We start from the raw sequence: 12,874 nt of genomic DNA on the forward strand, positions 1-12,874 counted from the left end.
ACAGGAGGGTCGAGAGGCGACATGACACTTGAAATGCTGGAGGTTCAGGACTCTCAAACGCCAGAAACAAGAAGGCCCCGCATGCGGGGCCATAACTCAACCTGATCTCGTCACCGCTTCTGTATCGCGGGAGTGGAGTTGCCAGGGCAGCGAGGTGAATTTATCACATTAGAGAGTCACGTCAACTCTCAAGTTATCAGCCGAACCTCATGGCACGAATGATTCCCTGTAGCAAAAAAGATTCGCACATAAAGAAGTAACTTTTCTTACAACTAACAATTCCGAATCCGAAACGTAACTAGACTGCTTAACCTTCCTCTCACATAAAGTAACGCAATGCTAAATATATCCCCCACCCAACAAGCTCTCTCTGTCTAGAATTTCCACCTGGAGGCTGCCCCGTCGCCCACTGGACATCCAGGAGTTACATGTCGCTATGGTTTGAAAAACACTTGAAGCAAAGCTGTCGACACCCAGAATGCACCGTTATCTTGAATGCAATAAAGGCAAGCATGACCGCGCAGCTGAGGCCTACGTGCATAACATGAGAACCGCCGAAGCCTTCGTCACTATTTTTCATGTGCTGGAGGTAGCCCTGCGAAATGGTATTCAAAAGGAACTGACAGTGGAGTACGGCCGTAGAGACTGGTATGAAGAGTGGGACAATACCGGAAATCATAATTTTCAAAGATTATATGACAGAGTTTTTGATGCGCAGAAGGATGTACTCAGGCGAAAAGCAAACGCGACCCCTGACAATATAGTGGCAGAACTCAGTTTTGGTTTTTGGACGTCCCTTTTCAACAGAGCAACTATCGCCAGCCTCTCAAAGCCGTTGATGAAGGTATTCTATTACTGCCCTGCAAACATGCGAAAACCTGACAATATCCGAGCGGTGCTGAACAAAGCGCGTGACCTGCGTAATCGCTGTTTCCATCATGAGCCGCTTTTATGGCAGCCTCTCCATGAGCTGCATAGAGATCTTTCGCAAGCTGTCAAATGGATAGACCCTAGCCTTCATGACTGGATTCAGGATCATGACCGGGTACCTGTCATTCTGGGTGACTGGGCGAAATGGCAGGACGCCTGAAAGGTCGGTACGCCATAAACTGCTGTCGCATAGAGGTGATCGACCCAAGGTAACGTTCCACCCACCAGAACCACCCCACCACTCAATAGTCTTAGCCTTGCAGCCTTTGCCTTGTATAGTTGCCCTCTTCATCTCAGGAGCTCTCCATGCGCATTCCTTCCCGTTTGATTGGTGGCGTTGTGGTCGCCACGTTGCTGACCCAGCTGACTGCCTGCGGCAGTATTTTCTACCCTGACCGTCGTGGTCAGATTGATGGCAAGGTCGATCCGGCCATTGCGGCGCTGGATGCGTTCGGGCTGCTGTTCTATATCATTCCCGGCGTGATCGCCTTTGCGGTGGACTTTGCGACCGGTGCGATTTACTACGGGCCGGGCGAGCATGCGCAGATCGATCCCCATAAACTGCAACCGGCGATCAAGGCCGATGGCAGTGTCGACAACATCAAGCTGCAGGCCATCATCGAAACCGAGCTGGGCCGTTCATTGCCGCTGAACGACCCGCGCCTGATTCAGCACAAGGGCAGCGTCGAGCAACTGGCTTCGCTGGGCCTGATCCCGGCTGCGTAATCTTTTCCAGGTTTGAAGGACGCGTCATGAGCACCAGTGCCGAACACAGCAGACTGTTGCGTCTCGCGACGCGGGCTTCACTTGGGGTGGCGATTACGCTGATCCTGGCCAAGAGCGTGGCGTGGTGGATCAGTGGGTCGGTCAGTCTGCTTGCAGGTCTGACCGACTCGCTGCTGGACGGCGCCGCGTCCTTCCTCAATCTGCTGGCCGTGCATTACGCCCTGCGCCCGGCCGATGACGATCACCGTTATGGTCACGGCAAGGCGGAAGCGCTGTCGGGCATGGCGCAGGCGCTGTTTATCGGTGTCAGCGGCGTGTTGATCGCCTTTCAGGCGGTGCAGCGTATTCAGAACCCGGAGCCGCTGGGCGCGCCATTGCTGGGCATGATCGTGATGGTGGTGTCCATTGCGCTGACGCTGGCACTGCTGACCCTGCAAAGCCGGGTGATCAAGGCGACCGGGTCTGCCGCGATACGAGCTGACTCCCTGCACTACCGTTCGGACTTGCTGCTCAACGCCAGTATCCTGCTCGCGCTGACGCTGGCGTACTTCGGCTGGCAGCAACTGGATGCCTATTTCGGGCTAGGGATCGCGCTGTACATTCTGTGGAGCGCTTTTCAGATCGCCAGGGAAACCGTTTCCGTGCTGATGGACGAGGAACTGCCCAGCGATGTCAGCACGCACATGCTGGAACTGGCGTGCGGCGTGCCGGGGGTGTTGGGCGCGCATGATCTGCGCACGCGGATTTCCGGCAATCACTGGTTCGTGCAACTGCACCTTGAGCTGCCGGGCGCGCTGACGTTGTCAGTTGCCCATGCGCTGTGCGATCAGGTCGCCGACGCCATCCACGCGCAGTACCCGAAGGCCGAAGTGCTGGTGCACGCCGACCCTCAGGAAGTGGTGAAGCAGGCTCGCGCCTGATCAGCTTTAATTGACGCTGTAGCCGCGCCCTGCCAGACAGGCGCCCATCGAACGCCGGTACAGGTCAACGACTTCAGCCTGAGGCTGGGAAGTGATGTTGGCCGGATCGAAGCCGCTTTGTTCCACGGCCCAGCGGTAGCATTGGTAGCGATCCAGCTCGACCTGCTGCTGGCTCTGGCCGTTTTGGGGATAGGCGACAGGATCGTAGCCGTTGCCCTGTTGCTGCACCGGCTGTGAATACACCGTCTCGTTCTGCGGCGGATTGACCACCACGTATTCCTGACTGTCGGACTGATACGTGTAATACGTGCCTGCCGCCAGAAACAACAGACTGCTGCCAATCCACACTTCCTGCGAATACGACGGCAGGCTGCGAACACGTGCGCCGTAGGGCGGGTTCACGACCACGTAGCGCGGGCCTTGCGGCCTATACCAGTAACCTTCGGAATAGTAGTAATCCTGCCCGCGATAAGGGACACGCGAATAACCGTGCGGCACGCTGTCGATGGCGTAACCCGGACGATAGCGCGGTCCAGGCCCCCAGCCGTTGCCGTGTCCGTCAGGACGTCCGTTCCAGCGGTCATCGGGTCTGCCGTTGCCAGCCGACCAGTTTCGGTTGTTGCCACGCGGAATGTCCTGGTAGTAACCCTCACGCGGCTGCTGGGTTTGCCAGGCTTCACGCGGACCACTCTGGATCGGCAGATTGTCCTGATTCTGTCTCAACTGCTGTTGCTGCTGGCGCTGTTGATTCTGTTGTTCCTGAATCTGGCGCTGCTGTTCACGTTGTTGCTGGTTGATCTGCTGTTGCTGCTGACGCTCCACATTGCGCTGCTGGAGTTCCTGCTGCTGAATCTGTTGTTGCTGCTGACGTTCGACCTGGCGTTGCTGGTTCTGCTGCTCCTGGATCTGACGCTGCTGCATGTTCTGCTGCTGATAGATCTGCTGCTGTTGCTGGCGCTCGACGTTGCGCTGCTGGTTCTGTTGCTGCTGCATCTGACGCTGCTGATTTTCCTGCTGCTGAAAACGCTGCTGTTGATTTTGCTGTTGCTGTCGCTGAGGTCCACCGTCGATGGCATTACCTCGTGAATCATCACGCTCGTCGGCCAACGCATGGGCACTGATGCTCAGGCATAACAGACTCAGACCCGCGAACTGCCAGATGCCAGATTTCATGCTTTCCTCACTAGAGCGCGGATGGACGTTATTGAGACGGTGATAGCGATGCGCCGTTCTGTGCACTTTATCAGGACGCAAAGAAAAGGGGACCAATTGGCCCCCTTGGGATACTTCGTCCTGGCGCGACGCTTGTGGCATCGGCTCACTTCACACCGTCTTGTGGACAGTCTGTAGCCCGGGGGCCTGGCACACCCGGTTGGGTGGGAGGCCGCGACTGGCCTGATTCGGCGGGTCGCGCTGGACGCTGTGTCCGGGCAGTGATTCTGGTTAAAAGAATAGGCCTGCGGCGTTGGCAGAGGATTGCTAATGTTGCTTGATAAAACATCACTTGCGCAATTTTTGACTTCAGATGAATAATCCTGCGCAATCCAAATCATAAAGGGGTAGATCGTGAGCAAGCTCGACAGATATGACTTGAGCATTTTGGCCGAATTGCAAAAGGACGCGCGCATCTCAAACCAGGAATTGGCGGAACGCATTGGTCTGTCGCCGTCGCCGTGCTCGCGCCGGGTCAAACAGCTGGAAGATGATGGTTACATCGTGCGACAGGTGGCCTTGCTGGACCGTAAGAAGCTGGGCCTGAATCTGACCGCCTACGTGCTGATCGGCATGGACCGCCACACGCCGGAGCGTTTCGAGAACTTCGAGCAGCAGATTCGCAACCTGCCTCAGGTGCTGGAATGCAGCCTGGTGACCGGGATGGAAGCCGACTATCAGCTGAAAGTCGTGGTGCCTGACATGGACCATTACCAGAAACTGCTGCTGGGGCATCTGACCCGTATCGAAGGCGTAACCAGCGTGCGGTCGAGCTTTGTGCTCAATCAGGTCCTGGCCAGCACCGAAATGCCGCTGGTTCATCTGCGCAACTGATAAAGGGCCGTGATAACAGCGTTACAGCCTGGCGGGCACCTCGCGATACTCACCCTGATCGAGCCCGTCGAGCGTCCAGTCGCCGATCCTGACGCGCACCAGCCTCAGCGTCGGCAGGCCAACGGCAGCGGTCATGCGTCGTACCTGTCGATTGCGGCCTTCCCTGATGACCAGTTCCAGCCAGTGCGTTGGCACGCTTTTGCGAAAGCGGACCGGCGGATTACGCGGCCATAGGACAGGCTCCTCAATCTGCCGGGCTTCGGCGGGCAAGGTCGGGCCGTCATTGAGCTGCACACCCTCACGCAGTTGCTGCAACTGTTCTTCGCTCGGTTCGCCCTCGACCTGCACCCAGTAGGTCTTGGCCAGCTTGTGCTTCGGATCGGCAATACGCGCCTGCAATTGCCCGTCGTTGGTCAGCAGCAACAGGCCTTCGCTGTCGCGATCCAGTCGGCCTGCCGGGTAAATGCCCGGGATTTTGATGAAATCCTTGAGCGTCGCCCGACCCTGCTCGTCGTTGAACTGGGTCAATACGTCGAACGGCTTGTTGAACAGGATCAGCTTTGGCTCGGCGGGTGGCGCCTTGGCGACTCGCCGGGGAGCGCCTGATGGACTGGTTTGAGGACGGCGGGAGGCAGGACGCTGGATGCGGGACATGGGAATTCGGCAATCGGAAAACAGAAAGGGCCACTTTAGTGGCCCTTTCTGCAAATACCAACCGCAATCAACGGAACGGCGGTTCGTCGAAGCTGCGCAGTTTGCGCGAGTGCAGCGAATTCAGCTCGGTGCGCAGCAGGTCCAGCGCTGCGATGCCGATCTTCAGATGCTGGCTGACTGCGCGTTCATAGAACGCGTTGGCCGAGCCAGGCAGCTTGATTTCGCTGTGCAACGGCTTGTCGGATACGCACAGCAACGTGCCATAGGGCACCCGCAGACGATAACCCTGCGCGGCGATGGTGCCGCTTTCCATGTCCACGGCCACGGCGCGGGACAGGTTGATCAGCGGACGCTCCTGCGCCCAGCGCAGTTCCCAATTGCGGTCGTCGTAGGTCAGCACAGTGCCGGTACGCAGGCGCTTCTTGAGTTCTTCGCCACGCTCGCCGGTGATTTGCGCAGCCGATTCCTGCAGGGCCAGTTGCACCTCGGCCAGGGCCGGAATCGGGATGTGTGGCGGCAGTACTCGGTCCAGAATGCCGTCGCGACGCATGTAGGCGTGGGCCAGCACGTAGTCGCCGATGGTCTGCGACTGTCGCAGGCCGCCGCAGTGGCCGATCATCAGCCAGCAATGCGGACGCAATACCGCCAGGTGGTCGGTGATGTTCTTGGCGTTGGACGGCCCGACACCAATGTTGACCAGTGTCACGCCGTGACCGTCTTCGGCGATCAGGTGATAGGCCGGCATCTGGTAGCGGTGCCAGACCACGCTGGCGACGATGGCCTGGGCTTCGTCCTGACTCATGCTCTTGTCGACAATGACGTTGCCGGGCAGGACCATGCGTACGAAACGCGGATCTTCACGCAGCTTTTCCAGGCCATGCAGGATGAACTGGTCGACATAACGGTGATAGTTGGTCAGCAGAATCCACGGCTGCACATGACGCCAGTCGCTGCCGGTGTAATGCACCAGACGACGCAACGAGAAGTCCACGCGTGCAGCATCGAACAGCGCCAGTGGCAGCGGATCGACATTCGCCCAGTCGTAGAGGCCGTCGGCAATGCCATCGGTCGCGGCCGACAGGTCGGTACTCGGGAACACCCGCGCCAGCGCAGCGGCGGTCACGCCGGAGCCAGCCAGCTCATCGCCCTGCTCCACCACGTACGGATAAGGAATGTTCTGCTCGCTCATGCCGACTTCGACCGTGACGGTGAAGTCGCTCATCAGCGGGCCGAGTTGCTCCAGCAGGTATTTGCGAAACGCCTTGGGCTGCGTGACGGTAACGCTGTAAGTGCCGGGCAGCTGGACCTTGGCGTAAGCGCGAGTGGTCAACGGCACTTCGCCGTGGCACTGGTAGTTGAGGCGCAATTCAGGGTAGCGGTACTGCGCTCGTTCTTCGGCGCTGGGTTCGACGCGGTCTTTCAGGTAACGCTTGAGCGCCTGGCTCAGCGCGCTGGTCGCACGCTCGTGCAGTTCAGCGAGACGCTCTACAGCTTGCTCGGCAGTGTCTACAACAACAAAGGCTTGGGTCACGTTTCATGTCCTGTCTGAACTTGCAGACCTGCATCCTAACGGGTTCGCGTGCTCATGCCACCTGCGGCGACGCTCTGGACACCAATGTTTCGACATCCACCCCTCGCGGCAATGCGCCATACACCCGCCCGCCAGCGGCTATTCGACCGGCGATGAAACCATCGCTGACGGCCGCGTTACCCGCCTCAAGCAACAGTTTGGCCTGCAGGGCGACGGCGATGTCTTCGGTCAGTTGCCGGGCGCGGTACTGGATATCGCTCAAATCGGTGAAGGCGCCTTTCAGCGCGTTGATGCGCGCGGCCAGACGTCGATCGCCATGCCCGTCACCCAGTTCGTCGAACAAGGCATCGAGCACACCCGGTTCCTTCGACAGCGCCCTTAATACATCCAGGCACTGCACGTTGCCGGAGCCTTCCCAGGTCGAGTTGACCGGCGCTTCCCGGTACAGACGCGGCAAAATGCTGTCTTCGACATAACCCGCGCCGCCGAGGCATTCAGCGGCTTCGTTGATCATCGCCGGGGCGCGCTTGCAGATCCAGTACTTGCCAACCGCCGTCACCAGGCGTACGAAGCGCGATTCATGGGACTCATCCAGATGATCCAGCGCGCGGCCCATGCGCAGGGTCAGCGCCAGCGCCGCCTCGCTTTCCAGCGCCAGATCGGCCAGCACGTTTTGCATCAGTGGCTGCTCGAACAGCAACCGGCCACTCACCGAGCGGTGGGCGCAGTGATGGGTGGCCTGGGTCAGCGCCTGACGCATCAGCGCGCTGGAGCCAATCATGCAGTCAAAGCGCGTCATGGCGACCATTTCGATAATGGTCGCCACACCGCGCCCTTCCTCGCCGATCATCCACGCCAGCGCCCCTCGAAACTCGACTTCGCAGGAGGCGTTGGACCAGTTGCCCAGCTTGTTCTTGAGACGCTGGATATAGAACTCATTACGCGTGTCGTCCGGCCGGTGACGCGGCAGCAGGAAACAGCTCAGTCCTTTGTCGGTCTGTGCCAGGGTCAGGAAGGCATCGCACATCGGTGCCGAGCAGAACCATTTGTGCCCGACCAGTTCGTACGCCTGCCCCGGCCCGCCCGCACCGACTGGCCAGGCGCGGGTGGTATTGCTGCGCACATCGGTGCCGCCCTGCTTCTCGGTCATGGCCATACCGATGGTCGCCCCGGTCTTGTGGGCAATACCGAGGTTGCGCGAATCGTACTGAGTGGAAAGCACCTTGGGCAGCCAGATCTCGGCAAGATCGGGTTGCAGGCGCAAGGCCGGAACGCTGGCAAAAGTCATCGTCAGCGGGCAACCGCTGCCGGGATCGGCCTGAGTGTGCAGATAGCTCATCGCCGCTCGAGCGACATGCGCGCCGGGCTGCGGGTCGGCCCAGGGCAGCGAAGGGATGCCATGCTCGATGGCGGTGTTCATCAACTGGTGGTAGGCCGGATGAAACTCGATCAGGTCGATGCGATGGCCGTAGCGGTCGTGGCTGGCGAACACTGGCTTGTGCTGGTTGGCGAGAAAACCGGCTTCCATCAGCGGCCCACCGGCCAGCGCACCGTACGCATCGATGCGCGACTCGGCCCAGCCTGCGCCGTAGCGCTTGCTCCACTGCTGCAGCGGCAGATCGATTCTGTAGAGATTCGCACCGTCGAGCGGAGGTGGCTGATTGGTGACTTCGTGGGTTTCGGCGAATTGATTCAGGTTCATGAGTCATGTTCTCCCTGCGTGTTTCATGAGCAGGAGTGAATCATGCGCCCAAGGCTTCGCCTTTAAAAAGTGCCGTATGCGCCGAATGACCGGCGCTTTTGCCCTCTACTTACTGGCCCAAATGCCCCAGTGGGCTTTCAATTCAGGCGTCTTGCGCACTGCGCCCGGAATGGCCATCAGCATCGGCAGGCTCAAGGTGAAGCAACTGCCTTGTCCCGGCTCGGAATGATGGCTCAACTCACCGCCCTGCAACTCGACCAGTTTGCGGCAGATCGCCAGACCGATGCCCAGCCCGCCGTACTGACGGGTCATCGAGCCATCAACCTGGAAGAAGTGCTCGTACAGCTTGACCTCGTCCAGACGGTTGAACCCGATGCCGGTGTCCATGACTTCGATCCGCAGGCGCAGACGGTCAAGGTCCTGCGGCTGACCGCTGACCCGCACCCTGATCTCGCCTTCGCGGGTGAACTTGATGGCATTGTCCAGCAGGCACTCGACGCACTGGTACAGCTTGTCGGCATCGCCACGAACCGTGGCAGGCAGCTTGTCGTCCAGATCGAAGGTCAGCGCCAGCGACTTGGCCTGCGCCGGGCTGTTGAAACGTTCATGCAACTGGCCGAACAGTTCACTGACCTCAAACGCATCGCACTCGGCATACAGCACACCAGCCTGCAGCTCGGTGAGGGTCAGAATGCCGTTGATCATGCTCATCATGTCCTGAGCGGAGCTGGCAGCTGTCTGTTGATACATCTCCAGTTCATCGCCCAGCTTCAGGGTCTGCATCAATTCCAGAGAACCGATCACCCCGTTCATGGGCGTGCGCAACTCGTGGGTGACCGTGGCCAGAAATTCGTCCTTGAGGCGGTTGCTGGTCGCCAGTTGCTGGTTCAGGCGTTCCAGATCCCTGCCGGTTGCCACCAGTGTCTGGGCCTGTTGTCGCCGGGCATGGTTGATGCGGTCGGCGAGCGCCATGGACAGCAGCGCCATTTCAAACACGGTGCCGATATGGCAGGCGTACATGGTCAGGAAGGTATTGGGCAATTTGCCCAGCAGCATCAGGCCGAAAATCACCCCGCCGACCATGAACACCGACCAGGCAATCACGAAGTAACGCCCTACGCGCTCGCCCTTGGCAACGGCGACGATGCCCGCCAGATAGATCACAAGCGCCCCGGCCTCGACCAGATAGGTCGCCGAACGCAACGCAGGGCCGTAGCCCAGAAACAAGGCAATACCCATGACCACGGCAGCCGCGCCGACCATCACCAGCAGCAGCTTGTCGAGCCAGGGCGCCAGACGTTTGGTCATCAGAAAGCTGCGTGAAAACTGGCAGGCGAACAGCGTAGCCATCGCCATCAGGAACGGTGTCGACGCATTCGCCCACCATGGGTTATTCGGCCACAGGTATTCGATCGCGACCCCGTTGATCGACATCTGATACAGCCCGAACGACGCGACGTAGAGGATGTAATAGAGGTAATCGGGGTCGCGCACACTGATGAAGATGAACAGGTTGTAGACCAGCATCCCCAGCAGTACGCCGTAGATCAGACCGAACACGTAGATCCGAGCCGGTTGGGCCTCGAGATAGGCATGGGTTGACCAGAGATTGAGCGGTCCCTGGAGCGAGCCCTCACTCTTGAGGCGCAGGTACACGGTGCGCTGCTGACCGGGCGGCACGTCCAGCTGGAAGAGGTAGTTGTTCTGTTTGAACTGGCGGCTGGCGAACGGCAGCATGTCACCGGTCTGCCAGATCAGTGTCGGGCGTCCGACGGCGTCCTGTGAATAAAAGTCGACGTGATCCATCGGTGGGTACGCCAGCTCCAGCAGCCAGTCCGTATGCTGGTCGGCCGTGCGGGGGCGATACAACAGATCGACTTTCAACCAGAAAGCCGAATGCGAGTAGCCGGCATTGAAGGTGCGGGTTTGCAGAGGGCGAAACTCACGCGTGCCCGCCTCGGAGCTCACGCTTTCGATCGTCGCCTCACCCGTCGGGTCTTCGAACACCTGAATAGCCCGCCCAAGCGGCAGGAACTGAGTGTTCTCATCAAACTCCACGGCATGAGCCAGCATTGGCAGCCAGACAGCAAGCATGATTAGCAGATAGCGCATTAAAGCCCCAAGGTCGGTCGTCGCGGCCACTCCATCCGTTGATGGCGACGTCCTGCAAATGTCTATCCTTGAAACAGGCTTAAGGGTGTGACCGGTACACGACAACTGCCTGTGGACACCGCGGCGGGCACGCCATTCAGCAGACTCTCGGAATAGTGAAGCATAGCCGTTAATAGCTTTAAGGCACCATCGCTTTAATAATCAATGCGATGGCTCTATTTCGGCACTTCCAGGCCAAACATGAATTTTCTTCGGATTTGAACAGGCCGCTCGGGCGTTCAGCGCGCTCTACCGATCCGCAAGAAAATAGTTCATCGACAGACGGCCCCGGAAAGGTTTAGTGATAAGCTCGCGCACCATGAATATCTATAGCTCCCGCCCCGTTGTCCTCTGCCTCTCCGGCCACGACCCTAGTGGCGGCGCCGGCATGCAGGCCGATATAGAAGCCTTGCTTGCCCAGGGTTGCCATGCCGCTCCGGTCATCACGGCGCTGACGGTTCAAGACACCGTCAATGTCAGTGATTTCCGCGTGCTGGATCGCGACTGGGTGCTCGCCCAGGCGCATGCCGTCCTCAACGACTCGTGCGTCGCCGCCGTGAAGCTGGGCATGCTTGGCTCGCTGGACATGGTCGATACCGTTGTCGAGCTGCTGCGGGCCAATCCGCATCTGCCCATGGTCTGCGACCCGGTGTTGCGGGCCGGTGGCGGCGGACGGCTGGGCAAGGATGAAGTTGGTTACGCCATGCGTGAGCAACTGCTGCCGCTGTCGGCCATCGCCACGCCCAACCTGCCGGAAGCCCGCATCCTTGCGGAGCTGCCTGAAGGCACGGCGGATGAATGCGCAGAAAAACTGTTGCCTTATTGCGAACATCTGTTGATCACCGGCGGGCATGGCGACGAACAACAGATCCACAATCGTCTCTATGTTCGTGGCGGCCAGACCCATACCTTTGTCTGTGAACGCTTGCCAGGCAGTTACCACGGTTCAGGCTGCACACTGGCCAGCGCTCTTGCGGGACGATTGGCACAGGGCGAGGAAATGGTCAGCGCGGTGAAATCCGCCCTCGATTACACCTGGAGAACGTTGCGCGACGCCGAGCAGTTGGGCAAGGGTCAATTCGTCCCCCGCCGTCTTCCGCTGGACTTCTGTTCGTAACGCACTGCCATGAGGGTCGATCCATGAAACTACGTGGCCTGTATGCCATTACCGACAGCCAGTTGCTGACGGGCAAGTTCCTGTCTTACGTTGAAGCCGCCCTTGATGGCGGCGTGACGCTGCTGCAGTACCGGGACAAGACGGAAGACGAATCGCGCCGCCTGCGCGAGGCGACCGAACTGCTCAAGCTGTGCGAGCGTTACAAGACGCGGCTGATCATCAATGACGATGCAGAACTGGCGGCTCGTCTGGGTGTAGGCGTGCATCTGGGCCAGACCGACGGCTCATTGCCCGACGCACGTGCGTTGCTGGGACACAAGGCGATTGTCGGCGCGACCTGCCACGGCAAACTGGAGTTGGCCGAGCGCGCCAAGGCCGAAGGGGCGACTTACGTGGCGTTCGGACGTTTCTTCAACTCCCAGACCAAACCGAACGCCCCTGCCGTGCCTCTGGACCTGATCGCTCAGGTCCGCGCCAAGGTACACCTGCCTATCGCCGTCATCGGCGGCATCACCCTGGACAACGCCCCGCAACTGGTCGAGCACGGCGCCGACCTGCTGGCCGTCGTCCACGGCCTGTTCGGCGCCGAAACCCCACAGGAAGTCACCCGCCGGGCCAAGGCATTCACCGAACTGCTGGCCAGCGGCCGCTGAGCATGCCCGTGACGCTGTGCGTCACATCAAAAGCGGACGCAGAGCGTCCAGAGAGGCGTTACCACGCTGGAGCGTGGGAACGATCAGCGTAAGGTTGATGATCGTGCCCATGCTCCGCGTGGGCATGCCTCCCGTGACGCTCCGCGTCACAAATGGCACAGACTGTGGATTCAGTGAGCCGAGCGCCCGGCTCAGGTCACCTTTGCGCCCTTACGGCGCGCTACTTTGAGGGACCAAAGTAGCCAAAGTCCTTCGCTCCGGTTCCGGCCCCGGCTTCGCCGCGGTTCCTTCGTCCTGACACTGATTCGGGGGTCGCTGCAAATGGGCCATCCATGGCCCACAGTGCAGCTCAATCGGCATCCATGCCGATTGCCCCCCGAATCAGCGCCAGGACTCAGCCTTCACCCACGTCGCAATCGGCGGTGTCCGCACTATCGCGCAAAA

General features: G+C 59.7%; 11 protein-coding genes and 1 pseudogene. 7 read left to right on the forward strand and 5 right to left on the reverse strand.

Features of this window, described 5'->3' with window-relative positions:
* Positions 1–478: 478 nt before the first annotated feature.
* The 3 genes from CFBP1590_RS23385 (at position 479) to CFBP1590_RS23395 (ending at position 2,576) form a co-directional block, all read left to right on the forward strand.
* Positions 479–1,090 carry an Abi family protein gene (locus CFBP1590_RS23385; RefSeq protein WP_088236022.1) on the forward strand — a complete coding sequence of 204 codons (612 nt, stop codon included), beginning with the start codon at positions 479–481 and terminating at the stop codon, positions 1,088–1,090.
* Positions 1,091–1,236: 146 nt separating this feature from the next.
* A complete protein-coding gene (gene pmcY / locus CFBP1590_RS23390) occupies positions 1,237–1,656 on the forward strand; it encodes a periplasmic Zn2+ metallochaperone PmcY (RefSeq protein ID WP_088236023.1) in 420 nt (139 codons plus the stop codon).
* A gap of 26 nt (positions 1,657–1,682) precedes the next feature.
* Positions 1,683–2,576 (forward strand): cation diffusion facilitator family transporter, encoded by an 894-nt coding sequence (locus tag CFBP1590_RS23395; protein WP_004885031.1) that lies wholly within the window; start codon positions 1,683–1,685, stop codon positions 2,574–2,576.
* Positions 2,577–2,582: 6 nt separating this feature from the next.
* Here the strand turns inward: CFBP1590_RS23395 and CFBP1590_RS27925 are convergent, their stop codons facing one another.
* Entirely contained in the window at positions 2,583–3,299 is a 717-nt protein-coding gene (locus CFBP1590_RS27925; RefSeq protein WP_029244407.1) for a DUF6515 family protein, read from the reverse strand.
* On the opposite strand from CFBP1590_RS27925, the pseudogene CFBP1590_RS28360 reads away from it, so the two are divergent.
* A pseudogene (locus CFBP1590_RS28360) lies at positions 3,300–3,788 on the forward strand (hypothetical protein); the annotation flags it as partial.
* A 354-nt stretch (positions 3,789–4,142) separates the two neighbouring features.
* Positions 4,143–4,622 (forward strand): Lrp/AsnC family transcriptional regulator, encoded by a 480-nt coding sequence (locus CFBP1590_RS23405; RefSeq protein WP_004885037.1) that lies wholly within the window; start codon positions 4,143–4,145, stop codon positions 4,620–4,622.
* Positions 4,623–4,643: 21 nt separating this feature from the next.
* Here CFBP1590_RS23405 and CFBP1590_RS23410 read toward each other — a convergent pair whose 3' ends face one another.
* The 4 genes from CFBP1590_RS23410 to CFBP1590_RS23425 form a co-directional block, all read right to left on the reverse strand.
* A complete protein-coding gene (locus tag CFBP1590_RS23410; RefSeq protein ID WP_025994155.1) occupies positions 4,644–5,276 on the reverse strand; it encodes a pseudouridine synthase in 633 nt (210 codons plus the stop codon).
* Between the two features lie 67 nt (positions 5,277–5,343).
* On the reverse strand, positions 5,344–6,807 hold the full coding sequence (amn, locus tag CFBP1590_RS23415; protein WP_088236024.1) for an AMP nucleosidase: 1,464 nt from the start codon (positions 6,805–6,807) through the stop codon (positions 5,344–5,346).
* A 52-nt stretch (positions 6,808–6,859) separates the two neighbouring features.
* A complete protein-coding gene (locus CFBP1590_RS23420; RefSeq protein WP_088236025.1) occupies positions 6,860–8,509 on the reverse strand; it encodes an acyl-CoA dehydrogenase family protein in 1,650 nt (549 codons plus the stop codon).
* Positions 8,510–8,614: 105 nt separating this feature from the next.
* Positions 8,615–10,621 carry a sensor histidine kinase gene (locus tag CFBP1590_RS23425; RefSeq protein ID WP_088236026.1) on the reverse strand — a complete coding sequence of 669 codons (2,007 nt, stop codon included), beginning with the start codon at positions 10,619–10,621 and terminating at the stop codon, positions 8,615–8,617.
* A 358-nt stretch (positions 10,622–10,979) separates the two neighbouring features.
* On the opposite strand from CFBP1590_RS23425, the gene CFBP1590_RS23430 reads away from it, so the two are divergent.
* Both CFBP1590_RS23430 and thiE read left to right on the forward strand, forming a co-directional pair.
* Positions 10,980–11,777 carry a hydroxymethylpyrimidine/phosphomethylpyrimidine kinase gene (locus CFBP1590_RS23430; protein WP_057411161.1) on the forward strand — a complete coding sequence of 266 codons (798 nt, stop codon included), beginning with the start codon at positions 10,980–10,982 and terminating at the stop codon, positions 11,775–11,777.
* A 23-nt stretch (positions 11,778–11,800) separates the two neighbouring features.
* The gene (thiE, locus tag CFBP1590_RS23435; RefSeq protein WP_029244411.1) at positions 11,801–12,430 is read left to right on the forward strand and encodes a thiamine phosphate synthase; all 630 of its coding nucleotides are present in this window, start codon (positions 11,801–11,803) and stop codon (positions 12,428–12,430) included.
* The last annotated feature ends 444 nt before the right edge of the window (positions 12,431–12,874 follow it).

This window comes from Pseudomonas viridiflava (assembly GCF_900184295.1).
In the GTDB taxonomy this organism is placed as follows: Bacteria; Pseudomonadota; Gammaproteobacteria; order Pseudomonadales; family Pseudomonadaceae; genus Aquipseudomonas; species Aquipseudomonas viridiflava.